The sequence below is a fragment of the Streptomyces sp. CNH287 genome, assembly GCF_000424825.1.
The window spans coordinates 21,107-47,435 of the sequence record NZ_AUKQ01000020.1 but is presented as its reverse complement, the minus strand read 5'-3'; the positions used below and the strand labels follow the sequence as shown (position 1 = coordinate 47,435).

17 protein-coding genes and 1 riboswitch are annotated in these 26,329 nt (G+C 72.9%); of the genes, 4 read left to right on the top strand and 13 right to left on the bottom strand.

Features of this window, described 5'->3' with window-relative positions; all coding sequences use genetic code 11:
• Positions 1–15: 15 nt before the first annotated feature.
• Positions 16–2,856, bottom strand: coding sequence for a GNAT family N-acetyltransferase (locus H299_RS0120320; RefSeq protein WP_027749910.1), 2,841 nt, complete (start codon positions 2,854–2,856; stop codon positions 16–18).
• Positions 2,857–2,982: 126 nt separating this feature from the next.
• On the opposite strand from H299_RS0120320, the gene H299_RS0120315 reads away from it, so the two are divergent.
• Complete coding sequence (locus H299_RS0120315; RefSeq protein ID WP_027749909.1) at positions 2,983–3,264, top strand: HPr family phosphocarrier protein; 282 nt, start codon at positions 2,983–2,985, stop codon at positions 3,262–3,264.
• Between the two features lie 124 nt (positions 3,265–3,388).
• Here H299_RS0120315 and H299_RS0120310 read toward each other — a convergent pair whose 3' ends face one another.
• The 3 genes from H299_RS0120310 to H299_RS0120300 form a co-directional block, all read right to left on the bottom strand.
• Positions 3,389–4,261: a M23 family metallopeptidase gene (locus tag H299_RS0120310; protein WP_027749908.1), complete on the bottom strand. Its 873-nt coding sequence runs from the start codon at positions 4,259–4,261 to the stop codon at positions 3,389–3,391.
• A gap of 13 nt (positions 4,262–4,274) precedes the next feature.
• Positions 4,275–4,436, bottom strand: a riboswitch (cyclic di-AMP (ydaO/yuaA leader).
• 192 nt (positions 4,437–4,628) lie between these two features.
• Positions 4,629–5,999 carry a M16 family metallopeptidase gene (locus H299_RS0120305; protein ID WP_037759827.1) on the bottom strand — a complete coding sequence of 457 codons (1,371 nt, stop codon included), beginning with the start codon at positions 5,997–5,999 and terminating at the stop codon, positions 4,629–4,631.
• A 29-nt stretch (positions 6,000–6,028) separates the two neighbouring features.
• The gene (locus H299_RS0120300) at positions 6,029–7,408 is read right to left on the bottom strand and encodes a M16 family metallopeptidase (protein WP_027749906.1); all 1,380 of its coding nucleotides are present in this window, start codon (positions 7,406–7,408) and stop codon (positions 6,029–6,031) included.
• Positions 7,409–7,600: 192 nt separating this feature from the next.
• On the opposite strand from H299_RS0120300, the gene H299_RS0120295 reads away from it, so the two are divergent.
• The gene (locus tag H299_RS0120295; RefSeq protein ID WP_027749905.1) at positions 7,601–10,051 is read left to right on the top strand and encodes a DNA topoisomerase IV subunit A; all 2,451 of its coding nucleotides are present in this window, start codon (positions 7,601–7,603) and stop codon (positions 10,049–10,051) included.
• 43 nt (positions 10,052–10,094) lie between these two features.
• On the opposite strand, the gene H299_RS0120290 is transcribed toward H299_RS0120295, so the two are convergent.
• Positions 10,095–11,249, bottom strand: a complete 1,155-nt coding sequence (locus tag H299_RS0120290) for a CobW family GTP-binding protein (RefSeq protein ID WP_027749904.1) — start codon at positions 11,247–11,249, stop codon at positions 10,095–10,097.
• A 569-nt stretch (positions 11,250–11,818) separates the two neighbouring features.
• On the opposite strand from H299_RS0120290, the gene H299_RS35200 reads away from it, so the two are divergent.
• Positions 11,819–12,802, top strand: coding sequence for a sucrase ferredoxin (locus tag H299_RS35200; protein ID WP_037759813.1), 984 nt, complete (start codon positions 11,819–11,821; stop codon positions 12,800–12,802).
• An 84-nt stretch (positions 12,803–12,886) separates the two neighbouring features.
• Here H299_RS35200 and H299_RS0120280 read toward each other — a convergent pair whose 3' ends face one another.
• Positions 12,887–15,013 (bottom strand): DNA topoisomerase IV subunit B, encoded by a 2,127-nt coding sequence (locus H299_RS0120280; RefSeq protein WP_027749903.1) that lies wholly within the window; start codon positions 15,011–15,013, stop codon positions 12,887–12,889.
• A 431-nt stretch (positions 15,014–15,444) separates the two neighbouring features.
• Between H299_RS0120280 and H299_RS0120275 the strand changes: the two genes are divergently transcribed.
• Positions 15,445–15,675 (top strand): DUF7455 domain-containing protein, encoded by a 231-nt coding sequence (locus tag H299_RS0120275; protein ID WP_027749902.1) that lies wholly within the window; start codon positions 15,445–15,447, stop codon positions 15,673–15,675.
• Between the two features lie 167 nt (positions 15,676–15,842).
• Here H299_RS0120275 and H299_RS0120270 read toward each other — a convergent pair whose 3' ends face one another.
• From H299_RS0120270 to H299_RS0120235, 7 genes are all read right to left on the bottom strand, one after another.
• Positions 15,843–16,667, bottom strand: coding sequence for a serine protease (locus tag H299_RS0120270; protein ID WP_027749901.1), 825 nt, complete (start codon positions 16,665–16,667; stop codon positions 15,843–15,845).
• A 173-nt stretch (positions 16,668–16,840) separates the two neighbouring features.
• A complete protein-coding gene (locus H299_RS0120265; RefSeq protein ID WP_027749900.1) occupies positions 16,841–18,460 on the bottom strand; it encodes an RNA polymerase sigma factor in 1,620 nt (539 codons plus the stop codon).
• Between the two features lie 319 nt (positions 18,461–18,779).
• Positions 18,780–19,760, bottom strand: a complete 981-nt coding sequence (locus tag H299_RS0120260) for a FadR/GntR family transcriptional regulator (protein ID WP_078512897.1) — start codon at positions 19,758–19,760, stop codon at positions 18,780–18,782.
• A gap of 81 nt (positions 19,761–19,841) precedes the next feature.
• Positions 19,842–21,896 carry an ATP-binding cassette domain-containing protein gene (locus H299_RS35195; protein WP_078512896.1) on the bottom strand — a complete coding sequence of 685 codons (2,055 nt, stop codon included), beginning with the start codon at positions 21,894–21,896 and terminating at the stop codon, positions 19,842–19,844.
• An 83-nt stretch (positions 21,897–21,979) separates the two neighbouring features.
• A complete protein-coding gene (locus H299_RS0120250) occupies positions 21,980–22,735 on the bottom strand; it encodes an NUDIX hydrolase (RefSeq protein ID WP_027749898.1) in 756 nt (251 codons plus the stop codon).
• 208 nt (positions 22,736–22,943) lie between these two features.
• Positions 22,944–24,164: a DUF4192 domain-containing protein gene (locus H299_RS35190; RefSeq protein WP_051262664.1), complete on the bottom strand. Its 1,221-nt coding sequence runs from the start codon at positions 24,162–24,164 to the stop codon at positions 22,944–22,946.
• A gap of 316 nt (positions 24,165–24,480) precedes the next feature.
• On the bottom strand, positions 24,481–26,181 hold the full coding sequence (locus tag H299_RS0120235) for an ABC transporter ATP-binding protein (RefSeq protein WP_027749897.1): 1,701 nt from the start codon (positions 26,179–26,181) through the stop codon (positions 24,481–24,483).
• Positions 26,182–26,329: the final 148 nt, after the last annotated feature.

Here is a 26,329-nt window from a genome sequence, read left to right as displayed (position 1 = left end):
CGGCGCACCGCGCCCTCAGTAGGCAGGCAGGCTGCGGGGGCCCTCGTCGTCCCGGGGCGGCGGCTCCGCGACACGTACCGCCGCACCCAGCACCGTTCGGCCGCGCGGCGCGACGACCACCGGTTCCAGGTCCACGGCGACGATCTGCGGGTGGTCGTCAAGGAGCCGGGAGACCCGCAGCAGCAGGTCCTCCAGGGCTGCGGTGTCCACCGGCTGAGCGCCGCGCCAGCCGAACAGGATGGGTGCCGAGCGGATCGCGCGCACCAGCTCGGCGACGTCCCGGTCGGTCGCGGGCACCAGCCGGTGCGCGGTGTCCCCCAGCAGCTCCGAGGGGGTGCCCGCGAGGCCGAACGAGAGCACGGCGCCGATCGAGGGGTCGACGGCGGCCCGGATGACGGTGTCCACGCCGCGCGGTGCCATGGCCTGGACGACGGGGCGCAGCTCCGCCGCCGCGCCGAGGGCTCCGGTGATCTCCGCGTACGCCCGCCGCAGCTCGTCGGGGCCCGTGATGTCGAGCCGGATGCCGCCGAGGTCGGCGCGGTGGCGCAGGTGGGGGGCGGTGGTCTTGAGCGCCACCGGATAGCCGAGGCGGTCGGCGGCGGCGACCGCGGCGGCGGGGGTGGCCGCGGGGCTGGTGGGCTGGACGGGGATGCCGTAGTGGGCCAGCAGGGCGGCGACGTCGGGCGCCTCCAGGGGGAGGCTGCGCACGCGCTCGGGGACGAGCGCGGCGGCGGTGGTCGCGGGCGCCTCGCGGGGGGCGGCGGGCTGGACGGTGCGGCGGGAGGCGGCGGCCTCCGGCCCGCCGGGCGGGGCCGTGCCGCCCGCCTGCGCCGCCTGCGCCGCCGAGTGGGGGCCGTCCGCCGCGGCCGGCCGCCCGGTGGCACGCGCCAGCAGCTCCGCCGCCGCCGACTCGTCGACGTCGAACTCCGGCACCCGGCCCGGAGCACCGGCCGCGGACCGCCAGGCGGCGTGCCGGACCGCCTGGGCCAAGGCGCGTACGGCGCGCTCGGCCGCCGGGTAGGTGGGGATGCCGTGTCCGACGAGGGCCTCGTCCAGCCCTTCGAGTGACAGGTGGACGACGGCGACCGGCTTGGCCGCGCCGTCCGCCGACTCCGCCACCGCCGCGTGCAGCGCCGCGGCCAGCTCCGAGACGTGGCTGTCGTCGACGGAGGGGATGACGGTGACCACAACCGCGTCCGCTCCCGGGTCGTCCAGCGCCGCGCGGAGGGCGTGCCGGAAGTCCTGGGGGGTGGCGGCGGTGGTCAGGTCGCGCACCGGCAGCGGTCGCAGCCCGTCGGCGAGGCAGGCGTCGTAGCTGAGCAGGCAGAGGGACTCGGTGTTGCCCAGGATCGCGACGCGCGGCCCGGCGGGCAGCGGCTGGGCGGCGAGCAGGATGCCGGTGTCGACCTGTTCGGTGACGGTGTCCACCGTGAGCACTCCGGCCTGCCGGAGCAGCGCGGAGACCGTCGCGTCGGGCGTGCGGGAGGCGGGGGCCGCGTGGCCGGGCGGCGGCGCGCTGCCGCTGTGCCGGGCGCCCTTGACGACCACGACCGGCTTGCGGGTGGCGATGCGCCGCGCCAGGCGGGTGAACTTGCGCGGGTTGCCGATCGACTCCAGGTACATCAGCACGACGTCGGTGTCGGGGTCGTCGTCCCAGTACTGGAGGACGTCGTTGCCCGAGACGTCCGCCCGGTTCCCCGCCGACACGAAGGTCGAGAGCCCGGCACCGCGGCGGTGCAGCCCGGCCAGCAGTGCGATGCCGATGGCGCCCGACTGGGTGAACAGGCCGATGCGCCCCCGGCCGGGCACGGCCGGGGAGGGTGTGGCGTTGAGGCGGACCTCCGGGTCGGTGTTGATCAGCCCGAACGCGTTGGGCCCGATGACCCGCATCCCGTACGAGCGGGCCTGCCGTACCAGCGTCCGCTGCTGCTCCCGGGTGAAGTCGGCGGCGAGGACGATGAGGCCCTGCACGCCGTGCTCACCGCAGTCGGCGACGACGGAGGGCACCTCGCGGCCGGGCACAGCCAGGACGGCGAGGTCGACGCCCGAGGGGATGTCGCGCACCGAGCGGTGGGCCTCGTGGCCCGCCAGCCGCGCGCCTGCCCCGGCCGACCTGTTCACCGCGTGCACGCGCCCCGTGTAGCCGGCGGCCCGGAGGTTCTCCAGCACGGAGCGCCCTGCCCCGCCCGCCGTGCGGCTCACCCCGACGACGGCGACGGAGGCGGGTGCCAGCAGGCGGCGTACGGAGCGGCCCTCGGCGCGCTGCTCGCGGGCGCGCATCACCGCGAGCGACTGCTCGGTGGGTTCGAGTCCGAAGGTGAGGTGGACCGAGCCGTCCTCGAAGCTGCGGCGCTGGGAGTAGCCCGCGTCGGTGAAGACCTTGATCATCTTGGCGTTGGCGGGCAGCACCTCGGCGCTGAACCGACGGACTCCGCGCTCACGGGCGACCGCGGCTATGTGCTCCAGGAGGGCGGACGCCACCCCGCGGCCCTGGTGGTCGTCCTGGACGAGGAAGGCCACCTCGGCCTCGTCCGCGGGGGCGGAGGCGGGACGGCCGGTCGCGTCGATGCGGTCGTAGCGCACGGTCGCGATGAACTCGTCCCCGATGGTGGCGGCCAGCCCGACCCGGTCGTCGTAGTCGTGGTGCGTGAAGCGCCGCACGTCGCGGTCGGAGAGACGCGGGTAGGGCGCGAAGAAGCGGTAGTACTTCGACTCGTCCGAGACCTGCTCGTAGAAGGCGACCAGCCGGTCGGCGTCATCGGGCGTGATGGGCCGAATCCGGGCGGTGCCGCCGTCGCGCAGCACCACGTCGGCTTCCCAGTGGGTGGGGTAGGCACGTTCCGCCGGGGTCCGCATGGGTTCAGGGTAGCGAGGGGACGGGCGGGCGGACCGGGCGCGGCACGGCGGAGCGGGTACCTGCGGGGGCGCGGCCGACCACATGCGAGACTGGTCTAGACAACCTACGATCCGAAGGGCTGAACCATGGTTGAACGCCGTGTCTCCGTCGGCTGGGACGAAGGTCTCCACGCCCGCCCCGCCTCGATGTTCTGCCGTGCGGCCGTCGCGGCGGGCATCCCCGTGACCGTCCGCAAAGGCGACGGCAGCGCGGTCAACGCCGCGTCCATGCTCGGTGTGCTGGGCCTGGGTGCGGAGGGCGGCGAGGAGATCATCCTCGCGTCCGACGCCGACGGCGCGGAGGTGGCGCTCGACCGGCTGGCGAAGCTCGTCGCCGAGGGCCTGGAGGAACTGCCGGAGACCGTCTGAGCCGCGGCGGACCGGCGGGGCCTGCCGTGTGGACCGTACCGGGCACTTCGCCCCGGCGCGGTCCACACGGCAGGCCCCTCGTACGCTCCAGGGCCGGTCAGGTCAGGTCAGGCGCCAGGTCCGGTCAGAGTGCGACGCCGTGCCCGCGCAGGTACGCGACCGGGTCGATGTCCGACCCGTACTCCGCGCCCGTGCGGGCCTCGAAGTGCAGGTGCGGTCCCTGGGAGTTGCCGGTGTTGCCGGAGAGGCCCAGCTGCTGGCCCGCGGTGACCTGCTGACCGGGCGTGACCGCCACGGACGACAGGTGCCCGTACTGCGTGTAGGTGCCGTCCTGGTGCCGGACGACCACGTTGTTCCCGTACGCTCCGGCCCAGCCCGCCTCGACCACCTCACCGGCGCCGACGGTGCGTACGGAGGTGCCGGAGGCGGCGTGGAAGTCGACCCCGGTGTGGGTGCCCGAGGACCACATGCCGCCGCCCACGCCGTAGGGCGTGGAGACGTACGAGCCCGCCACCGGCAGGACGTAGCCGCCGGCCGCCGCGGGGCGCTGCGCCGCCGGCTCCTGCGGGGCACTGCGCGCGGCACGCGTCTCCGCCGGGCGGGACCGGGCGGCCCGCTCGGCCGCCTTCTCCCGGGCGCGCTCCGCCGCCCGCTCCCGCGCCTGCTCGGCCCGCTGACGCGCCTCCGCCTTCGCGGCGGCCTCGACGGCCGTCCGGGCGGCGGCGTCCTCCTGGGTGTGGGCCTGTTCGACGAGCGACTCGGCGAGGTAGTCGCCGAGCACGGGCGTCTGCGGCAGCGGCGTGTCCGCCGGAGCCGGGGTGTCCGGGGCGGTGTCGGGCGCCGGGGCCTGCGAGGGCCGGGACGCGGCGAGCGCCGGGGACGCGAGTGAGCCGACGACGCCGACGGTGGCGAGGCCCGCCACTCCGGCCAGCTGCGCCCTCGTGCGAGAGGCGCGGGCCGGACGTCGGTGCTTGCCCGTGGCACGGGTGAACGCCATGAGGCGGCGTACTCCTTTCCCTCCTTCTCGCCTACCGGGTTAGCTGACGGGTTCGGAGCAGGAAGGTCTCCTACAGGCCGCCTCGCGGGAGGCCGCCCGATTCACCCCAGGGACTTCATGGTTGGGTCCCCGGCTCCCCTGGCTCGCGCCGTGGGGGACTCGGCGATGGCTGTACGTCGGCCGCGGTCGCGGGCACTTCTGATGCACAGCCGGACCGACGCTAGAGCGGGCCGGGGTGAACTGCCAAACGAATCCGGCTGTTTGTCGCGTACGCCACAGTGGCGCCCGAGCGGCACAACCGGCGCGGCCCCCGCCGTCCCGGGTGGGACGGCGGGGGCCGCGCGGGCTTCGGCGCCGGGTCCGAGGCTCAGGTGCCGGAGACCACCGTCACCTCGCCGATGCCCAACTCCCGCACCGGATCGGCGATCTGCGCCGCGTCACCGACCAGGATCGTCACGAGCCGGTCCGCCGGGAAGGCGCTGACGGCGGCGGCGGTCGCCTCGACCGTGCCCGTCGTGGCGAGCCGCGCGTAGGTCTGGGCCTGGAAGTCGTCCGGCAGGTGCTGCTCCACCTGGTCGGCCAGGGTGTCCGCGACGGCCGCGGCCGTCTCGTACTTGAGCGGGGCCACGCCCACGAGGTTCTGCACCGCGACGTCGCGCTCCTCGTCCGTCAGGCCCTCGGCGGCGAGGGTGCGCAGCACCTGCCACAGGTCGGCGAGCGCGGGCCCGGTGACCTCCGTGGCGACCGAGCCGCTGATGGCGAGCATCGCGGCGCCCGTGCCGTCCGGCGCGGACCGCAGCACCTGGCCGAAGGCGCGCACGCCGTAGGTGTAACCCTTCTCCTCCCGCAGCACCCGGTCGAGCCGGGAGGTGAGGGTGCCGCCCAGGCAGTAGGTGCCCAGCACCTGGGCCGCCCAGACCTGGTCGTGGCGGTCCGCCCCGATCCGGCCCAGCAGCAGCTGGGTCTGCACCGCGCCCGGCCGGTCCACGATCACGACGCGGCCGGTGTCGTCGGCGGTGATCGGCGGCATCGGCAGCGGCTCGGCCGCCGAACCCGCCCAGGCGCCCAGCGTGTCGGCCAGTTCCTTGTCCAGGTCGACGCCGGTCAGGTCGCCGACGACCACCGCGGTCGCGGTGGAGGGCCGTACGTGCGCCTCGTAGAACGCGCGGACCGCCGCCGCGTCGATCCGCTCCACCGTCTGCGCGGTGCCCAGCCGGGGCCGGGACATCCGGGACTCGGGCGGGAACAGCTCCTTGGACAGCTCCATGGCGGCGCGCCGGGCCGGGCTGGCCAGCTCGTGCGGGATCTCGTCCAGCCGGTTGCGGACGAGCCGCTCGATCTCGCTGTCGGGGAAGGCGGGGGCGCGCAGCGCGTCGGCGAGGAGGCCGAGCCCCTTGGACAGCCGGGAGACCGGGACCTCGAGGGAGACGCGCAGGCCCGGGTGGTCGGCGTGGGTGTCCAAGGTGGCGCCGAAGCGCTCCAGTTCGGCGGCGAACTCCTCGGCGTCGTGCTTGTCGGTGCCCTCCGTCAGGGCCCGCGCCATGAGGGTGGCGACGCCGTCCAGCCCGGCGGGCTCGGCGTCCAGCGGGGCGGGCAGGTTGACGTCGACGGCGATGACCCGCTGGCCGGGGCGGTGGCAGCGCAGCACCGTCAGCCCGTTGGGCAGGGTGCCCCGCTCGGGGGCGGGGAAGGCCCAGGGGGTCGGCTCGCCGCCGACCGGCCGGGGGTGGAAATCCATCGTCGCCCCCGCGGGGGTGTTGCTCTCGCTCACTGAACGGTCTCCTCGGCTGCGTTCTCGTCCGCTTCCGCGGTGTCGTCGGCGGGCTCGGCCTGCTCAGCCTGCTCGGGGGACTCGGTGGGCTCGTACACGAGCACCGCCCGGTTGTCCGGACGCAGCCGCTCGGCGGCGACCGCCCGCACCTCCTCCGCCGTGACGTCCAGCACCCGGCGTACCGCGGTGAGGGCCAGCTGCGGGTCGCCGAACAGTACGGCGAACCGGCACAGTTCGTCCGCACGGCCGCCGACGGTCGCCAGCCGGTCCAGCCACTCGCGCTCCAGCTGGGCCTGTGCCCGCTCCATCTCCTCGGGGCTCGGCCCCTCGGCCGCGAACCGGGCCAGCTCCTCGTCGACGGCGGCCTCGATCTCGGCGACCTCCCGGCCGCCGGAGACCTTCACATCCAGCCAGCCCAGCGACGGGGCGCCCGCCAGCCGCAGCAGTCCGAACCCGGCCGCCACCGCGCTCTGGTCGCGCCGCACCAACCGGTTGTGCAGCCGGGAGGACTCACCGCCGCCCAGCGCGGTCAGCGCCAGGTCCGCCGCGTCGCCCTCCCGCGTGCCGTCCGAGGGGAGGCGGTAGGCGGCCATCAGCGCGCGCGCCGGGACCTCCTCCTCCAGCACCTGGCGCTTCTCCTCACCGAGCGTGTCCGGCAGCGAGCCGTCCCGGGGCGGCTGCTTGCCGTCGTGCGCGGGGATCGAGCCGAAGTACTTCTCGATCCAGGCGAGCGTGCGCTCGGAGTCGATGTCTCCGACCACGGAGAGCACCGCGTTGTTCGGCGCGTAGTACGTACGGAAGAAGGCGCGCGCGTCCTCCAGGGAGGCGGCGTCCAGGTCGGCCATCGAGCCGATCGGGGTGTGGTGGTAGGGGTGGCCCTCGGGGTAGACCATGGCGGTCAGCCGCTCGAAGGCGGTGCCGTAGGGCACGTTGTCGTACCGCTGGCGGCGCTCGTTCTTCACCACGTCGCGCTGGTTCTCCATGGACTCCTCGTCCAGGGCGGTCAGCAGCGAGCCCATCCGGTCCGCCTCGAGCCAGAGCGCCAGCTCCAGCTCGTGCGCGGGCATCGTCTCGAAGTAGTTGGTGCGCTCGAAGCTGGTCGTGCCGTTGAGCGAACCGCCCGCGCCCTGCACCAGTTCGAAGTGGCCGTTGCCCGGCACCTGCGCCGAGCCCTGGAACATCAGGTGCTCGAAGAGGTGTGCCAGACCGGTGCGCCCGCGCACCTCGTGCCGCGAGCCGACGTCGTACCAGAGGCAGACGGCGGCGACCGGCGTCAGATGGTCCTCGGAGAGCACGACGCGCAGGCCGTTGGCCAGCCGGTGCTCGGTCGCTGTCAGCCCGCCGGTGGCGGGCTCAGGCGTGGCCGTGTGGCCCATAGGGGTGGAGTCCCTTCGGTCGCGTGAGGTGATGCGTCATTTCTGTCCGTCACTCTATGCAAGCGCGCCGACAGTGCGCGAAGTTCCCGTACGGTACGTGCCGAGAGCCGGGCCGGGAGCCCGGTTGTCAGAGGCACGGGCCACAATGGTCCGCGAACACCCGTCCGTACGCACGAAGGAGCCCCTGCCGCGATGGCCCGCCGCAGTACGAAGACCCCGCCGCCGGACGACTTCGAGGAGCGCATCCTCGACATCGACGTCGTCGACGAGATGCAGGGTTCCTTCCTGGAGTACGCCTACTCGGTCATCTACTCGCGCGCGCTGCCCGACGCCCGCGACGGAATGAAGCCGGTCCACCGCCGGATTCTGTACCAGATGCACGCGATGGGGCTGCGTCCCGAGCGGCCGTACGTCAAGTGCGCGCGCGTGGTCGGCGAGGTGATGGGAAAGCTCCACCCGCACGGCGACAGCGCGATCTACGACGCGCTGGTGCGGCTGGCGCAGCCTTTCTCGATGCGCCTGCCGCTGGTCGACGGGCACGGCAACTTCGGCTCCCTGGGCAACGACGACCCGCCCGCGGCGATGCGTTACACCGAGTGCAGATCGGCCCCCGCCGCCGGGCTGATGGTCGAGTCGATCGACGAGGACACCGTCGACTTCACGGCGAACTACGACGGCAGCGAGCAGGAGCCCGTCGCGCTGCCCGCCGCCTATCCCAACCTCCTGGTCAACGGCGCCTCCGGGATCGCCGTCGGGATGGCGACGAACATGCCGCCGCACAACCTGGGTGAGGTGATCGCCGCCGCCCGGCACCTGATCAAGCACCCGGGCGCCGATCTCGAGACGCTGATGCGCTTCGTGCCCGGTCCCGACCTGCCCACCGGCGGCAAGATCGTCGGGCTGGACGGCATCAGGGACGCCTACGCGAACGGGCGCGGCACCTTCAAGATCCGGGCGACGGTGGAGGTCGACCAGGTCACCACGCGCCGCAAGGGCCTGGTGGTCACGGAACTGCCGTTCACCGTGGGCCCGGAGAAGGTCGTCTCCAAGATCAAGGATCTGGTCAACTCCAAGAAGCTCCAGGGCATCGCCGACGTCAAGGACCTCACCGACCGGCGGCACGGCCTGCGCCTGGTGATCGAGATCAAGAACGGCTTCAACCCGGAGGCCGTCCTGGAGCAGCTCTACAAGCTGACCCCGATGGAGGAGTCCTTCGGGATCAACAACGTCGCGCTGGTCGACGGGCAGCCGCTGACGCTGGGCCTGCGCGAGCTGCTGGAGGTCTACGTCGACCACCGCTTCGACGTGGTGCGGCGGCGCAGCGAGTTCCGCCGGGGCAAGCGGAAGGACCGCCTGCACCTGGTCGAGGGCCTGCTCGTCGCCCTGGTCGACATCGACGAGGTCATCCGCCTCATCCGCTCGAGCGACGACTCGGCGGCGGCGAAGGAGGCCCTGATCGCGCGCTTCGGCCTCTCCGAGGTGCAGACGGCGTACATCCTGGACACCCCGCTGCGGCGGCTGACCCGTTTCGACCGGCTGGAGTTGGAGAGCGAGCGGGACCGGCTGCGCGGCGAGATCGAGGAGCTGACCCGCATCCTGGATTCGGACGCGGAGCTGCGCAAGCTGGTCTCCTCGGAGCTGGCCGCGGTCGCCAAGAAGTACGGCACACCGCGCCGCAGCGAACTGCTGGAATCGGCCGGCGTCCCGCTGGCGGCGGTGCCGCTGGAGGTCGCGGACGACCCGTGCAGGGTGCTGCTGTCCTCGACGGGGCTGCTGGCGCGTACGGCCAACGGCGACAGCGGGTTCGGCGGCTCGGCCAAGCGCGTCAAGCACGACGTGGTCGTCTCCGCCGTGCCCGCCACCACCCGCGGCGAGGTCGGCGCCGTCACCTCGGCCGGGCGCCTGCTGCGCATCGCCGTCGTCGACCTGCCCCAACTGCCGCCGGGTACGGGGGCGCCGCCCAACCTGGCGGGCGGGGCCCAGATCTCGGAGTTCCTGTCCCTGGAGGCGGACGAGCGGCTGGTCTGCCTGACGACGCTGGACGAGTCCTCCCCCGGCCTCGCCCTTGGCACCGAGCAGGGCGTGGTCAAACGCGTGGTGCCCGACTATCCGGGCCACAAGGAGGAGCTGGAGGTCATCGGCCTCAAGGACGGCGACCGCGTGGTGGGCGCGGTCGAACTGCGCACGGGCGACGAGGACCTGGTCTTCATCACCGACGAGGCCCAGCTGCTGCGCTACCAGGCGGGCCAGGTGCGCCCGCAGGGGCGGGCGGCCGGGGGCGTGGCTGGGATCAAGCTGGGGCCGGACGCGAAGGTCATCTCCTTCACGGCGGTCGATCCGGCAGCCGAGGCGGTGGTGTTCACGGTCGCGGGCTCGCACGGGACGCTGGACGACTCGGTGCACACGGCGAAGCTGACCCCGTTCGACCAGTTCCCGCGCAAGGGGCGGGCGACGGGCGGAGTGCGCTGCCAGCGCTTCCTCAAGGGCGAGGACTGCCTCACCCTGGCCTGGGCCGGGGCGAGTCCGGCCAAGGCCGCGACGAAGGCCGGCGTACCGGTGGAGCTGCCGGAGGCGGACCCGCGCCGGGACGGCTCGGGGCTGCCGCTGGGCAAGCCTGTCGCGGTGGTGGCGGGGCCGGTGTAGCGCGTCCGGGGCCGGGCGGGCCCGCCGCCGGACGCGCGGCGCGTCACCGCCCGGCGCGGGCGGGCTCCCCGGGCTCTCCCGGCTGCGCGGATTCCTCGGCTCCCCCGGCGTCCTCCGGCGGTTCGTCCACGTAGCGCAGGACGCCCCACAGGCCGTACGGGTCCGCGTCAGGCACGTCGGCCGCGTCGGACATGTCAGGCGCGGCTTCGTCCCCCACGCAGGCGGCCAGCTGGCCGTGCAGCGCCTTGGGGGCGATCCCGGCCCCGATCAGGACGAGTTGGGTGCGCCGCGGCTCCGCCCGTCCCCAGCGCACCGGCTGGAAGCGCAGGAAGCCCCCGACGGCGTGCACGGCGTACTTCCGCAGCGGGTCGGCCGGTCCGAAGTCGACGAATCCCTTGATCCGGTAGAGCCCGGGCGGGCGGCCGTCGAGGAAGGCCGTCAGGCGGCGGGGGTGCAGCGGGCGCTCCGAGGTGAACGCGACGCTCTCGTACGCGGCGTGCGTGTGGTGCGCGTGCGCAGCGCCCCCGCCCTCGCCGTCCTCTGGGGCGCTCTCGTACGCCAGTTGATCGAAGGAGAGCTGTTCCACCGCGGGCCGCCTGCGGCGCGGGCGGTCGAACAGGAGGTCGGGGTCGACCCGGCCGTGTACGGCGCGCACCACCGGGGTGCCGGGGGCGAGGCCCGCCAGCGTGCCCGCGATCTCCTCCAGGACGGGCCCGGCCACCCGGTCGGCCTTGTTGAGCACCACCAGGTCGGCGAGGGCCGCATGCCGGTCCAGCTCCGGGTGCCTGGCCCGGGTGGCGGTGAACTCGGCGGCGTCGACGACCTCGACGAGCCCGCCGTACACGATGTGCGGGTTCGCGCTGGCGAGGAGCATCCGGATCAGCGTCTCCGGCTCGGCCAGGCCGCTGGCCTCCACGACGATGACGTCCATCCGGGCCGACGGCCGGGCCAGGACCTCCAGCACCTCGTCCAGGTCGCTGGTGTCGACCGCGCAGCACAGGCAGCCGTCGCCCAGCGAGACCATCGCGTCCGCCTGGCCCGCCACCGTCATGGCGTCGATCTCGATGCTCCCGAAGTCGTTGACGACGGCGCCGATCCGGGTGCCCTGGCTGTGCCGGAGCAGGTGGTTGAGCAGCGTCGTCTTGCCGGACCCCAGGAAACCGGCGAGTACGACGACCGGAATCCGCGGCGTGCTCACGAGGTCCTCCTGCGGCGGGGGTACGGGCGGTGCGGCTGCCGATCCTAGTGCGGCGTCGGACAGGGGGCGCGCTCGTCCCGTCCCCTCGGCCCTTTGGGCCTGGGGAGACTCACCCAGCGCTGACGCGCACGCTCGCTGCGTCGGACGGAGATCAGGTGGCCCACGGGTGGCGGCTGCCGGGGCCGGGAGAGCGAGGCATCTCCCGGGCGCGCGGCCCGGGGGGCGGCCGCAGGGCGCCAGGACCCTCACTGCCGCGTGACGCGGTGATCACGGTCCCTGGGTCCGCGCGGTGCGTGGTGCGTGGTGCGCGACCGAACGCAGAACGCAGGATCACGGCCGCCACGCGTGACCCGAACGGGCGGACGGCCCGGAAGCCGACACTCGCAGCCAGCACGCCCCGCGAGGACGGCGTGCCAAGGCGGCCCCCAGCTCGCCGGGGCGCCATACACCCAGGGTGAGCGCGGAAGGACGCAAGCGACTCACCCGCACCTGGGGGCAGCACCCAGCCGGCTCCGCGTCAGCCGAGGCCTGCCCGGTGGCCCCTATGACGCGGCGCTAGTCTCGGCCCTGTGAGTACGTGCGCCACCGCCTCCGAGGCCCTGTCCGAGCCGCTCGCGGCCACCGCCGCCACCGCGCGCACCTGGCTGCTGGTCGAGCAGCCCGGCCCCTGGGGCGCCAAGGCGCTGACCGGAAGCCACCTGGACCCGGACCTGGGCCGCACCCTGGAGGGGCTCGCGAGCCCGCACGGCACCCGCGTGGCCCTCATCCGCCGCCCCGGGCCGCACCCGGACCGGCACCCGCCGCTCCGTCGCCGCGCCTACCTCGCGCACACCCTGCCCGGGCGCTCCTGGCTGTTCGGCACCACCTCCGCCGCGGCCCCCGAGGAGCTGTGCGGTCTGGACTTCGCCGCCCTCGGCGCGGGTGACCCGGGCGGGCTGCCGCAGGGCTGGGCGCCGCACCAGGGCGACCCGCTCGCGCTGGTGTGCACCAACGGCAAGCGGGACCGCTGCTGCGCGCTGCGGGGCCGCCCGCTGGCCGCCGAACTCGCCGCCTCCGGCGCTGCCGACACCTGGGAGATCACGCATCTCGGCGGTCACCGCTTCGCGCCCACCCTGCTGGTGCTGCCGTACGGCTACGCGTACGGCCGGATGACCGCCCCCGCCGTCAAGGGCGTCCTCGACGCGCTGCGGGACGGGCGGGTGGTGACCGAGAGCTGTCGCGGACGGTCCGCCTGGCAGCGGCCCGGCCAGGCGGCCGACCTGGCCGTGCGCGCACGGACCGGTGAGCAGGACGCGGACGCGCTCTCCGTCCTACGCACCGAGGCCGCCGAGCCAAACGAGGGACCGGAGGGGACCGGTGCCGGCCGGTGGCGGGTGACCGTCGCGCACACGGACGGCAGGCGGTGGCGGGTGCGGGTGGCTGCGGCCGGGGCTCCCCGGCCGCAGCCCGCGAGCTGCGGTGCCGAGCCGGGGTCGCCGGAGCGGATGCGGGTGGAGGCGGTCGAGCCGCTCGGACCAGCTGGACCGGCGGGCGGGCCCACGCTCGGGAACTGACGGCGACCGCGCCGCACCCCGGCGTCCCGGTAGCGGCGTCAGGCAGGGTGCGCCGCTACCGGGCGGACCCTGCCTGACGCGGCGCTACACGTCGATCCGGGAGCGGTCCAGGGTCGCGGCGGAGCTGGTGATGAACTCCCGGCGCGGCGCGACCTCGTTGCCCATCAGCAGGCTGAACGCCTCCTCGGCGGCTTCCAGGTCGCTGATGTTGATCCGCCGCAGCGTGCGGTGCCGCGGGTCCATGGTGGTCTCCGCCAGCTGGTCGGCATCCATCTCACCGAGGCCCTTGTAGCGCTGGATGGAGTCCTTGTAGCGCGTCTTCGTCCGCTCCAGCTCCAGCAGCGTCTGGCGCAGCTCGCCGTCGGAGTAGGTGTAGACGTATTTGTCCTGCCCCTTGCGGGGGTTGATCAGCTCGATGCGGTGCAGCGGCGGCACCGCCGAGAAGACCCGGCCCTGCTCGACCATGGGGCGCATGTAGCGCTGGAAGAGCGTCAGCAGCAGGCAGCGGATGTGCGCCCCGTCGACGTCCGCGTCGGCGAGGAAGATCACCTTTCCGTAGCGGGCCTGGTCGATGTCGAAGGTCCGCCCGGACCCGGCTCCTATCACCTGGATGATCGAACCGCACTCGGCGTTCTTGAGCATGTCGGAGACCGACGACTTCTGGACGTTGAGGATCTTCCCCCGGATCGGCAGCAGCGCCTGGAACTCGGAGTTCCGCGCCACCTTGGCGGTGCCCAGGGCCGAGTCCCCCTCGACGATGAACAGCTCCGTGCGGTCCACCTCGTCGCTGCGGCAGTCGGCCAGCTTCGCAGGCAGCGCGGAGGACTCCAGCGCGGTCTTGCGCCGCTGCGCCTCCTTGTGCTGCCGGGCCGCGATGCGCGTACGGGCCGCCGCGACGACCTTCTCCAGCACGGCGCGCGCCTGCTGCTTGGCGTCCCGCTTGGAGGAGGTCAGGAACGCCTTGAGTTCCTTGGCGACCACCTGAGACACGATCCGCGAGGCGGCCGAGGTGCCCAGCACCTCCTTGGTCTGCCCCTCGAACTGCGGTTCGGCCAGCCGTACGGTGACGACCGCCGTCATGCCCTCCAGCGCGTCGTCCTTGGCGACGTCGTCCTCCGCGACGCGCAGCAGCTTGCTGGAGCGCAGCACCTCGTTGACCGTCCGGGTCACCGAGCGTTCGAATCCGGAGACGTGGGTGCCCCCCTTGGGGGTGGCGATGATGTTGACGAAGGACCGGAGCGTCGTGTCGTAGCTGACACCCCAGCGCAGCGCAATGTCGACGGTCAGCTCGCGCCGCACCTCGGTGGGGATCATGTGCCCGCGGTCGTCCAGGACGGGGACGGTCTCCTTGAACACTCCCATGCCCTGGAGCCGCTGCACGTCGCAGACGGCGCGGTCCTGCGCGAGGTACTCGCAGAACTCGCTGATCCCGCCGTCGTAGCGGAAGACCTCCTCGGACACCGCCTCCCCGTCCGCGGCGCGCTCGTCGCGCACCTTCAGGGTCAGCCCCGGCACCAGGAACGCCGTCTGGCGGGCGCGGGCGTAGAGCGTGTCCAGGGAGAGCCGGGCGTCCTTGAGGAAGATCTGCCGGTCGGCCCAGTAGCGCACCCGGGTGCCGATCCGGTTCTTGGGGATCTTCTTGCCCTTGAGCAGCCCGCTGGAGGGATCGAAGGGCGCGTCCGGGCCGGACTCGGTGAAGATGCCGGGGACGCCGCGGCGGAAGCTGATCGCGTGGGTGTGGCCGTACCGGTCGACCTCGACGTCGAGGCGGGCGGAGAGCGCGTTGACCACGGAGGCGCCGACACCGTGCAGGCCGCCGGAGGCTGCGTACGAGCCGCCGCCGAACTTGCCGCCGGCGTGCAGCTTGGTCATCACGACCTCGATGCCGGAGAGGCCCGTCTTGGGTTCGACGTCGACGGGGATTCCGCGGCCGTTGTCGCGGACCTCCACGGAGCCGTCCTCGTGCAGGATCACCTCGATCCAGTCGCAGTGGCCGCCGAGGGCTTCGTCCACGGAATTGTCGATAATCTCCCAGAGGCAGTGCATCAGGCCCCGACTGTCCGTCGAGCCGATGTACATCCCCGGGCGCTTGCGCACCGCCTCGAGTCCCTCGAGAACGAGAAGATGCCGCGCTGTGTAATTGGAGCCACCGTCCCGGTCCGCCCCGGACAGCAGGGCGGTGGATGACGGCACGGACGTCTCGGCGGTCACGCGGTTCGCTCCTCGCTGAATTCTGATGAAGGTGGCTGTGCTGCCGGTCAGAGGGTACCGAGGCCCAGTACAGCAGGTGTGCGGGGCGCTCATAATAGCGCAGATTCGCATACTCGTTCGATAACTCGTCCAGGTGACTCGTACATCACGTTCCCTTTGAGGCATGAACCATTTAGGCTCCGGGCACGTCCTCATGAACGGATCGGTTACCCGGTCCGGGGACCGAGGACCGGACAACAACCGACAGACAACGTGAACACCCGGCAACCGACGCAATACGGCTCATTCGCCGCCACCGGCAGCATTCCGGCCGCCTCCCGGCGTTCTCCCAGAGTGAAATCTCCAGGGGAGGAGCCCGGAGCGGGAACGTTTTCGGCCTGGTTGGATGTTGACCCTGGTACGACAGCTCGTCGAGCTAGAGAAGAGGCGACGTGACTACTGTTCTGACACCCGCGACCCCGCTGACGGCCGCTGACCGCTGCGACCGCTGCAACGCTCAGGCCTACCTGCGCGTCGTACTGCTCAGCGGCGGAGAGCTGCTGTTCTGCGCCCATCACGGCCGCAAGTTCGAGCCAGAACTCAAGAAGATCGCCGCAGAGATACAGGACGAGACGGAGAAGCTGACCGCGACTCCTGCGGCCACGGGCGAAGACGACCGATGACCGTCTGCGCTGACGTCTGACCCGACGCAGCACGTCCCCATCCGACGAGCTCGGACCGGCCCAGGGCCGGACGCTGCGGGCGGCTCCCCCGGTGTCACCGGAGGAGCCGCCCGTTGCTGCGTACCGGACGGGCCGCGAAGGCGGCTCTCCCCGGCCGGAAAGAGGTCTCAGGGGCGCTGCGCCCGGATCAGGTCCAGGACTCCGGAGACCCGCGTGTAGACCCCCGGACGGCCCGCCTCACCACAGCCCGTCCCCCACGACACCAGCCCCACCAGACGCCCCCGGGCGACCAGCGGGCCTCCGCTGTCCCCCTGGCACGCGTCCCGCCCGCCCTCGGACACCCCTGCGCACAGCATGGTGTCCGCGCTGAAGGTGCCGTCAGCGCTCCCCGGGTAGGCACCCGCGCAGACCTTGTCGGCCAGGACCTTCACCGGGGCCGACTGGAGCCGTGAGGGGTAGCTGCCGTCACCGCGGGTGTCCCCCCAGCCGTAGACGGCAGCGGCCGTACCCGCCTCGTACGCCCGGTCGCGCTTCCCCGCCATGGTCACGACGTGACCGCTCGGCAGCGCCTCGGCCAGCTTCAGCACGGCGACGTCGCCGTCCTTCGTGCCGCTGTCGTAGTCCGGGTTGACCCAGATCTTCTCAACCGCCGTCTCCCGGCCTCCCTTGCCGGCGAGGTCGCTGCGCCCGGAGATCACCCGCAGATCGCGCACCTTGTCGCGCGGGATGCCCAGAACAGTGCGGCTGAGGCAGTGCGCCGCCGTGACGACCGTACGGGTGCCGACCACGGCTCCCCCGCAGAACTGGCCGCCCCGGTCCGCGCCGAAGCGGTCCCGGCTGGCGAGCGCCACCGCCCAGGGATGCTCGGCGGCGCTCACCGGATGGCCGCCGACGACCACCCGGTCCTTCCCCGGCGCCGCCGGTGCGGCCACCAGCGTGCCCAGGAGCAGTGGGAACAGGCATATGAGAGGGCGAAGGGGACGCGGTCGCATGCGGCCTCCTGACCGTACGGGGAACCTGACCACCCAGGGTCGGCCCCCGCGGCACGCTCCGCATCCTGAGCACGCGGAAGGCCGGTGCCCGCGGGCACCGGCCTTCCACCTCGCTTGTCCTGCCGTCCTCGTACGGTCCTGCGGCGCGGCGGCCGCCGGACCGGCCCCGTCCGTCAGTCCAGGTAATCCCGCAGGACCTGGGAGCGCGAGGGGTGGCGGAGCTTCGACATCGTCTTCGACTCGATCTGGCGAATCCGCTCGCGGGTCACGCCGTAGACCTTGCCGATCTCGTCCAGCGTCTTGGGCTGGCCGTCCGTGAGACCGAAGCGCATGGAGACCACGCCCGCCTCGCGCTCACTGAGCGTGTCCAGCACCGAGTGCAGCTGCTCCTGGAGAAGCGTGAAACTCACCGCGTCGGCCGGGACGACCGCCTCGGAGTCCTCGATGAGGTCACCGAACTCGCTGTCGCCGTCCTCGCCCAGCGGAGTGTGCAGCGAGATCGGCTCACGGCCGTACTTCTGCACCTCGACGACCTTCTCCGGGGTCATGTCGAGTTCCTTGGCCAGCTCTTCCGGCGTGGGCTCACGGCCCAGGTCCTGGAGCATCTGGCGCTGGACGCGGGCGAGCTTGTTGATGACCTCGACCATGTGCACCGGGATGCGGATGGTGCGGGCCTGGTCGGCCATGGCGCGGGTGATGGCCTGGCGAATCCACCACGTCGCGTAGGTGGAGAACTTGTAGCCCTTGGTGTAGTCGAACTTCTCGACGGCGCGGATCAGCCCGAGGTTGCCCTCCTGGATCAGGTCCAGGAAGAGCATGCCGCGGCCCGTGTACCGCTTGGCCAGGGAGACCACGAGGCGGAGGTTGGCCTCCAGGAGGTGGTTCTTGGCCCGGCGGCCGTCCTCCGCGATGATCTCCAGCTCGCGCTTGAGCTTCGGCGCGAGCTTGTCGGCGGCGGCCAGCTTGTCCTCGCCGAACAGGCCGGCCTCGATCCGCTTGGCGAGTTCGACCTCCTGCTCCGCGTTGAGCAGCGGGACCTTGCCGATCTGCTTGAGGTAGTCCTTGACCGGGTCGGCGGTGGCACCGGCTGCGGCCACCTGCTGGGCCGGAGCGTCGTCCTCGTCGTCGTCGGACAGGACGAAGCCCTCGTTCTCGTTCTTCGTCTCGGCCGCGGGGCCGTCCTGCGCGCCGGGCTTGCCGCCCTTGCCCGCAGGCTCCTCCGCCGACTCCTCGCCGCCTTCCAGCAGCTCGTCGACCACGGACTTCTTGGCCGCGCCCTTCTTCGCGGGGGCGGCCTTCTTCGCCGCCGCCTTCTTGGCGGTGGCCTTCTTGGCGGGGGCGGCCTTCTTCGCCGCCGCCTTCTTGGCGGGTGCGCCCGGGGCCGCGACCTCGCCAGCGGCGGAGACCTCGTCCACGCCGTTGGCCCCCGCGGCAGGCACCGCCTCGGTGCGGGTGACGACCTCGGCCGGTTTCTTGGCGGTGGCCGCCTTGGCCGTGGTCACCGTCTTGGTGGCGGTGCGCTTGGCCGGGGACTTCGCTGCGACGCTCTTACGGGTGCGCTTGGGCGCCTCTGCGGCACTCACCATCAGCGTCACACCCTCCTCGTCGAGGATCTGGTTGAGGCTGCGCAGAACGTTCTTCCACTGGGTTGGCGGAATCTGGTCAGCCTCGAAGGCCCGACGCACGTCGTCGCCGGCGATCTGGCCCTCAGCCTTTCCCCGCTCGATGAGCGCCATCACGGATTCGGACTCGGCGATCTCCGCAGGGAGCGTACGGGATGTGCTGGCCGACACGAACAACCTCTCGGAACGATGGAAATGGCGAACCGTCGGTGGAGATGAACCAACGGCGCGGGCTAGGCCAGGAAGTCATACAGCGTCCACAACGACTTCTGCATTCCTTCCACGGCCGTCACCTCTTGAGTCATCGCACTGCGCCGCGAAGCGTTACGCGCCAGCTACGTGGCCCGAGTCACACCGTGTTTGCGACTAAATGCGGCGAGATCGGGACAAGAGGGTCCACCGACTCCTCGCCGTGTCCCGTCACTCACCCCTCGCACGCGTCAGCGCCGCCGGCATTCCGGCGGCGCTGACGCGAACACCGACACCTCGGTCAGTGCTCGCGCGGTGCGGGCACCACGTGCTCCGCGCCGCCCTGGGCACCAGGCTGGCCGGCCGCGGACTCCGGGTGGCCCGAGAGCAGTTGGCGCATCGCGCTCTCGGCGGCAGGCGAGTCGCCCGCGCCCAGCGCCTCGACGATGCGCTGGTGGTCGGAGACCGCCGTCTCGCTGGGCCGCACACATCCCACCGCGGGCCCGCCGGAGACCTGGAGGGCCGAGGAGACGATACCGGAGAGGTGCTCGAGCATCCGGTTGCCCGCGGTCTGGAGCAGGAGTCCGTGGAACTCGGCGTCGGCGCGGGAGAAGGTCAGGGCATCCCCCTGGCCGAGGGCCTGGCCCATGATCTCGACCATCTCGGCGAGACGCTGCTGCACCTCGTCCCGGCCGCGCCCGGCGGCGAGCCCGGCGGCGAGGGGCTCGATCGTCCAGCGCAGTTCGCACAGTTCGCGGCGCTGGTCCTCGCGCTGGGGGCCGAACGCCCGCCACTCGATGATGTCCGGGTCCAGGAGGTTCCAGTCGCTGACCGGGCGGACCCGGGTGCCGACGTTGGGGCGGGCACTGACCAGCCCCTTCGCCTCCAGCACCCGGAGGGACTCGCGGACGACGGTGCGGGAGACCTCGAAGCGCTGGCCGATCTCCTCCGGGACCAGGGGGCGGTCGGCGCCCAGATCGCCGGAGACGATCATCTGGCCGAGTTGCTGGACGAGTTGGCCGTGCAGTCCGCGGCCCCGGCTGCCGGCCGCGCGGCGGCCGACTCGGCCCACGTCGCCCTCCGGGCCCTCCCAGACAGGGACGTTGCTGGTCGTGCGTGCCGCTCCGGTGGACTCGGCGTACGCGTAGCGGTCCAGCTCACCCGGGCCGACGAGGCCGGTGTCGGCGGGGCGAGCCGCGGTCATCGTGGTGTGCGCAAGGGTAGTCACGAAACCTTTGTCGGCGGCCCCCCGGACCGCCTTGAGGGCTTTGGTGAAAAGCACACGAAAGGGTGATCGCTGCCTTCCGCACAATTGACGCCTTATCGGAAATAAACAGGCTTTACGCCCAGCACGACCGCACACTCATCGCGGACCCTGCGAAACTGCGTTCGACCCGCCTCCCGGCGCTGTCGTCCGCAACGGGCGGCGGCGCGCTCTCCCCCGCAGGACGAGCAGGAGCAGGGCGCAGGCGAGGACGGCAGCCGACAGCGTCACCGCCCGGCCCATGGGCTGGGACAGCAGACGGAGGGCGAAGGTCAGCCAGCCTTCGCCGCCCGACCTCCAGGAGAGCTGGAAAGCCGACTCGAGCCGGGCGGGGAAGCCGTCGAAGGAGCGGCCCGCGGAGCTGGCGAGCAGACCTCGCACGGCTGGGGCGACGAGCGCCGGGAGCGCCAGGGCCGCCGCCAGACCGGCGGCGGTCGACCGCGCGGCCCCGGCTGCCAGCAGACCCGCCCAGGCACAGGCGACGGTCGGCAGCAGCACCGAGAGCGCCTGCGCGGGCAGCGCCGGGGCGTCGGGCGGGAGGCCGAGAACCTCCGTACCGAACAGCAGGCTGAGCATCACCGTGTTGAGCACGGCGGTGAGCAGGCACAGCAGAGAGGCGACGCAGGCGGCCACGGTCAGCTTGGCGACCAGCAGGCCGAACCCGCGCGGAACCGGGACGCGAGCGGGAGCCAGGGCCGGGTACCGGAACTCCTGGCCGAAGGACAGGGCGCCCAGCACCCCCGCCGCGAGCGCGGCGGCGGTGATCGGGAAGGCCGCGGCGGCGGGCCGTCCGGTGAGCAGCGCGAGCGGACGGCCGGGAGCGTACGGCGCGGCTCCGGCGGCGGCGAGCGCGACGGCGCCCACGAGGCCGGCCAGGAGCGCCGCGGTGAGGACGTACCAGGTGGTGCTGATACCGAAGAGGCGTCGCAGCTCGTAGCGGAACGGCGCCGCCGGGCCGGGGCGTGGGACGGCGGAGAAGCGGGGGGGCTCCGCCGCCTCCCCTGGTGGGGCGGCGGGTGGAGCGGTGGGCGGGGCAGTGGACGGAGCAGTGGGCTGCTGCGGTGCGGCTCCGTGCGCCGCCGCGTCCGGCTGCGCGCCGCCGTCCGGCTGGGCGAGGACCGCCGTCCCGAGGGCACCCACGGACCGGGCCGGGGCGGCGGACCCGCTGTGCGCCGTGCGCGCGGCGACGACGCGCATGTCGGCCGCGCGGCCGTCGGCGCGGACCAGCGGCGTCCTCGGCGCGTGCGCGGCGGCGATCGCCTCACCGGTCTCCTCCGCGAGCTGGTGCACCAGCACACCGTGCCGGTAGGCGGTCTCGCCGATTTGCGCGCAGCTGCCGCCGTAGACGGAGAGCCGCCCGCCTCCCTCCCAGACGATCTCCATCGGTCCTTCGCCGCCCCCGCCCGCGTGCGGCCCGCGCGCGCGGGCCGACTCCTCGCGGAGCAGCGCCGCCAGCCGCTCCGCGTGCGGGGAGCTGACCGCCACCCGGGGACACAGCCGGGTGCGCGCGTACTCCGCGGCGTCCTGGTCGGCCAGCAGGCGCCCGTCGTCGATGGTGACGATCCGATCGGCGGTCCGGCCGGCCTCTCTGGGGTCGCTCAGGGCGGTGAGCACCGCGCCGCCCTGGTCGGCGTACTCGCGCAGCAGTCCGTGCAGCCAGCTCGCCTCGCGGGGGGACAGGCCCCGCGCGGGCTCGTCGAGGACGAGTGTGTGCGGGTCCCCCAGGAGAGCCGCCGCGATGCCCAACCGCCGGTCCATCCCCAGCGAGAAGGCGCCGAGCCGCTGGTGCGCGAGGCCGCTGAGCCCGACGACGTCGAGCAGGTCGTCGGCCCGCTCCACAGGGACACCGGCCACCGCGGCCAGCATCCGCAGATGCCCGGACGCCGTCCGCCCCGGATGCCCCGGCACGTCGCCGAGGAGCACGCCGACCTCACGAACGGGATGCGGGACCCTTCGCAGGGGACGCCCGCGGAGAAGGGCGACACCCCGACCGCGTTCGAGTTGGAGGACGAGCCGCAGAGCAGTGGTCTTCCCCGCGCCGCCGGGACCCAGGAGGGCTGTCACCTGCCCGGGGCGCGCCTCGAAGGTGAGGTCGTCGACGGCCGGGCGCCGTCGGCGCCGGGGCACACTGGTGAGTCCGATGGCCTGGATCATCGCTGCTCTTGGTGGACGCGTGGGTAACGCACCCGAGCAAGATAGCGCGATATGTCCGTTTTCTAGTGTAGGAGTGGGGCCTGTCAGACTTCCGGGCGCAGCATCGGCGGATTCAGCAGCGTCGCGCCACCGGCGCGGAAGAGCTGGGCCGGTCGCCCGCCCTGCCGCGTCGTCGTCCCTCCGGTCGGCACCAGGAAGCCCGGTGTGCCGGTCACCTTGCGGTGGAAGTTGCGCGGGTCCAGGACGACGCCCCAGACAGCCTCGTAGACCCTCCGCAGCTCTCCGACGGTGAACTCGGACGGGCAGAAGGCGGTGGCGAGCGAGGAGTACTCGATCTTGGATCGGGCCCGCTCCACCCCGTCCGAGAGAATCCTGTCGTGGTCGAAGGCGAGAGGGATGGGCTGTTCCTCCTCTCGTCCGGTGCCTCCCGGCCCGGCGATGAGCGTGTCCACCGGCGCCCATCGGGCGCTGTGCGCGTCCCCGCCCGCGGTGGGTGAGGGCAGGTCCGGCGCCAGGACGAGATGCGCGACGCTGACCACCCGCATCCGGGGGTCCCGGCTGGGGTCGCCATAGGTGGCGAGCTGTTCGAGGTGCGCCTCGGCAGCAGTGCTGCCAGGGTCGTGGGCCCGCAGACCCGTCTCTTCGTTGAGCTCACGCGCCGCGGCGGCGGTGAGGTCCTCCTCCGCCCGCACGAAACCGCCCGGCAGTGCCCATCGCCCCTGGTAGGGCGGCTCACCTCGCCGCACTGCCAGTGCGCACAGCGCGTGCCTGCGCACCGTGAGCACGACCAGGTCGACGGTGACGGCGAAGGGCGGGAAGGCCGCCGGGTCGTAGGGCATGGCGTGATCATAGTCGTCTCCCTGACGATAAACAGGCCTCTTCCCTGAGCCGCCCCCAGACGGGTCTCCGGCCACCCTCCCGGGCGCGCCCGCCGTGGCACCGGTCGAATGTGCTGCGGCCAACTCGGCAGTCCCGCGGGCGATCCGATCGGCGGAACGCGTCGGCGACGGGTGATCGCCCAGGCGACGCAGAGGGCGAACAAGGCGATCACGACGGGGTCCGCCGGGCGTCGCCGGGGCGGCCACGACGCTTCTTCCTGCGAGTGGCCCGCTCCTCCCGCATGCAGCGGCGCAGCGGCTCCGGGTCGAGCCCTTCATTGCAGGCGCGGTGCAGCAGCTGCGCGAAGACGTAGTCCGGGTCGGTGTCCAGTGCGCGGGTGAAGGCCACTCGCGCGGACGGTTCGTCACCGCTGGACCAGGCGACCCAGCCCGCCAGGGTGAGCGGGGCGACGGCGTGTTCGGCGTACGTGCCCACGCAGCGGCGGGCGAGCGCGCGCCACAGTCGCAGTGCGGGTGCGGCCTCGCGGCCCTCCATCCACTCGGCGGCCTCGTCCCTGGTGTCGCGGTCCTGGAGTCCGAGGATCAGGACGGCGGCCTCGTCATGCGCCAGGAGCGCGTCATCCCGGGCGTCCGCCGAGACGAAGTCACCGGCGCGGCCCATGCCGTCGGCGCCGCCCGCCCCGCGGAAGCGGTCGATCATGCGACGCGCCAGGCGCAGGGTCTCCCCGGCCACCGCATCGCGATCCCGGGTGCCGAGCATGCGCGGGACGAGCGCGGCGGCGGCGTTGTCCAGGGCACGCTCCTGCGGGGAGGAGAGCGCGGAGACGAGCGGACTGATGCGAGCTTCCATCTCCCGGAGCGAGCCCTGCACCTGGATGCCGGCGAAGGCGGCGGCAGCCGCCATCGCCGAGGAGCCGGGCACCGCGAGCGGAGTGCCCTCGGCAGGGCAGCAGTCGGGGTCGGGGCAGCAGTACGACCAGTAGTGCCCGCCGGAGATGCACAGCGCTTCGAAGACTGGCATCTCCAGCTCACCGCAGGCCGTCCGCATCCGTTGGGCGAGCGGGCGCAGTCGCTCCATCACCGCGCTGCCGGATTCACCCCGCCGCGGGTCCTGGCACAGGAACACCAGGGCGCCGTCCGGAGCCCCGCCCCGGGCGAGCGAGCCGTCCCGCAGGCAGGCGGCGAGCTGAGCGGAGGCGGGACCCCACTCGGCCGGTGAGGACGGAATGCCCAGCCGGAGCCGGCCGCCGAACCGCCCCCGCCCGCCGTGCAGGGCGACGACCACGATCGAATCGTCCGGATGGAAGCCGAGGAGGTACGGGAGTGCGTCCGCCAGTTCTCCGGGACCGTGCAGGGCGACTTGCGCCGCACTGACGGGGAGGGAGTGGTCGGAGGGATCGGGGGTGCGTCCGCTGGTGTGCCGTGTCATGGGTCGACAGTGCGGGGAAGCGGCGTGGCCGCGGCCCGCGTTGTCCACAGGGCGACCAATGAGACAGCCCATCTGCCTTTCCGGCTTAACGACTGTCGTACTTATCCCGCGTTATCCACAGACCGGATTCGCGACCGTTGACGGCACCGGCTTGTCTGGAGGCATGACTCAGCCATTCAGTTTCCTGCGGCCGCCATGGGCCCGTTCGACCAAGCCGGTGTGCGGCGCGTGCGGTCCCCGCGCTTGGCGGCGGGCACGGTCCGTGCGGCCCGGCGGCACATCCTCCTCGGCGTCGTCTGATCCCTTGCGCGGCAAGTCATCGGGCCACCGCCAGGCGGTAGTCCTCATCGGTGGCGAGGAGATGGCGATGGGTGCCCTCGCCGGTGATGACGCCGTCGTCGAGCACGAGGACGCGCTCGGCGGCGTCCAGCAGGGCAGGGCTGCTGGTGAGCACCACGGTGGTGCGCCCCCGGCGCAGCTTGGCGATGTTACGCGCGATGAGCTGTTCGGTGACGGCGTCGACGGCCGTGGTCGGGTCATGCAGGACGAGGACGTCACTGTCGGCGGCGAGTGCGCGAGCGAGGGACAGCCGCTGGCGCTGGCCCCCGGAGAGGTTCGCACCGCGGTCGCGGACCGCGTAGTCAAGCCCTTCGCGGTGGAGGGCGACGACGTCGGTCAGCATGGACGCCGCGACGGCCTCGGGTACGCTCCGGCTGGTGCCCGACGGATCGATGTTCGTGCGGAGGGTGCCGGCGAAGATCTCCCCGTCGTACGGGTTGACCAGCATGTGCTCACGCACCGCTTCGATCGACAGGTCGGCGACCGCCTGCCCGCCGACCCGCACCACTCCCCCGTACGCATCGGGTGGCACGTTCACGGCCAGTATCGCCGCGAGGTCGGCCGCCGCGCGCGGCTGGTAGCCCGCGATCGCCACGAACTCTCCGGCCTGGACCTGGAATCTGAGCTTGCGCAGCGCCTTGTAGCGGACGCAGTCGACCTCGAGTCCGCCGTCCGGAGCCGGCCGTCCCGGCCCCGGACGCGTCATCGGCGGCGCCGCCAGCACAAGCGCCATCCGCTCGGCCGACGCACGCGCCATCATCACGTACTTCGGCATCTCCGAGAACAGTCTGAGGGGTTCCATGATGAACTGCGCCAAGCCCACGGCCATGACCAGTTCCCCGACGGTGATCTGGTCGCCGAACGCCAGCCAGCCCGCCATCAGCGTCACGGTCGCGGCGAGGATCGCGTTGAGCGCCAGCGCGGTGCCCGCGTACACGCCGTTCACCCGGGCAACGGTGATCGCCTGACGCTTCGCCTCCGTGCTGACCCTCCGATACGACAGGAACGCCTCGTGGTTGCCACCGAAGCCGTGCAGCGGGCGCAGCCCGGTGATCAGGTCGGCGACCTTCGCACCCGCTCGCGCCACCCGGGCCTGCTGTTCGCGGGTGCTGGTGCCGATCCGTTGGGACATGACGCTCAGGACAGAGAGGATCGCGACAGTCCCCACGATCACCAGCACGCCGAGCCGCACATCCGCCAGGCCCAGCGCGACCGCCGCGACCAGCACCGCGACCAGCGAACTGACCAGCAGCGGTACGACCTCGATGATGTCGGCGGTCTGGTCCGCGTCCTCGGTGGCCACGGTCAGCACCTCGCCGGACTTGAGGTCGACGTCCCTGGCCACCGGCTGGAGTCCGCAGGCCGCCACCCGCACCCGCCAGCGGTGCGCCTCAGTCGTGTTGGCCTTCTGCAGGATGCGCATCCCGAACCGCCACGACAGCGACACGGTCGTGATGATCACGGCCAAAGCGGCGATCGAGAGTCCGAGGGAGCCGAGGCTTCGGTCCCGCATCGTGTGCTCCACAATCAGGCCGAGCGCGATGGGGAAGGCCGTCTCCCCCGCCTGGTACAGCCCCATCAGGACGGTGCCCGAGGTCATGGCGCCTATGTTGCGGCGCAGTGCGGTCCGGAGGATGTCGGACCCCGGGCGGGGCCGCTGCGTATCTGGAGTCGTCATGGGGTTGGCGGGCAATCGCTTCCGGGGTTCGCGGGGATGAACAGATCGCGGATGATGATGACAGGACCGTACTCCCGGCGGGGCGGTCGGCGGCCGGTCCGGCGGGCGCGCATCGCTCAGGCCCGTGGACGAACGCAGTGCGCCGCGG

What these genes read in the sequence shown, in the direction of transcription:
- H299_RS0120320 (WP_027749910.1), bottom strand. Translation starts at nt 2,856, where the DNA reads ATGCGGACCCCGGCGGAACGTGCCTACCCCACCCACTGGGAAGCCGAC.
- H299_RS0120315 (WP_027749909.1), top strand. Translation starts at nt 2,983, where the DNA reads ATGGTTGAACGCCGTGTCTCCGTCGGCTGGGACGAAGGTCTCCACGCC.
- H299_RS0120310 (WP_027749908.1), bottom strand. Translation starts at nt 4,261, where the DNA reads ATGGCGTTCACCCGTGCCACGGGCAAGCACCGACGTCCGGCCCGCGCC.
- H299_RS0120305 (WP_037759827.1), bottom strand. Translation starts at nt 5,999, where the DNA reads ATGGATTTCCACCCCCGGCCGGTCGGCGGCGAGCCGACCCCCTGGGCC.
- H299_RS0120300 (WP_027749906.1), bottom strand. Translation starts at nt 7,408, where the DNA reads ATGGGCCACACGGCCACGCCTGAGCCCGCCACCGGCGGGCTGACAGCG.
- H299_RS0120295 (WP_027749905.1), top strand. Translation starts at nt 7,601, where the DNA reads ATGGCCCGCCGCAGTACGAAGACCCCGCCGCCGGACGACTTCGAGGAG.
- H299_RS0120270 (WP_027749901.1), bottom strand. Translation starts at nt 16,667, where the DNA reads ATGCGACCGCGTCCCCTTCGCCCTCTCATATGCCTGTTCCCACTGCTC.
- H299_RS35195 (WP_078512896.1), bottom strand. Translation starts at nt 21,896, where the DNA reads ATGATCCAGGCCATCGGACTCACCAGTGTGCCCCGGCGCCGACGGCGC.
- H299_RS0120250 (WP_027749898.1), bottom strand. Translation starts at nt 22,735, where the DNA reads ATGCCCTACGACCCGGCGGCCTTCCCGCCCTTCGCCGTCACCGTCGAC.
- H299_RS35190 (WP_051262664.1), bottom strand. Translation starts at nt 24,164, where the DNA reads ATGACACGGCACACCAGCGGACGCACCCCCGATCCCTCCGACCACTCC.
- H299_RS0120235 (WP_027749897.1), bottom strand. Translation starts at nt 26,181, where the DNA reads ATGACGACTCCAGATACGCAGCGGCCCCGCCCGGGGTCCGACATCCTC.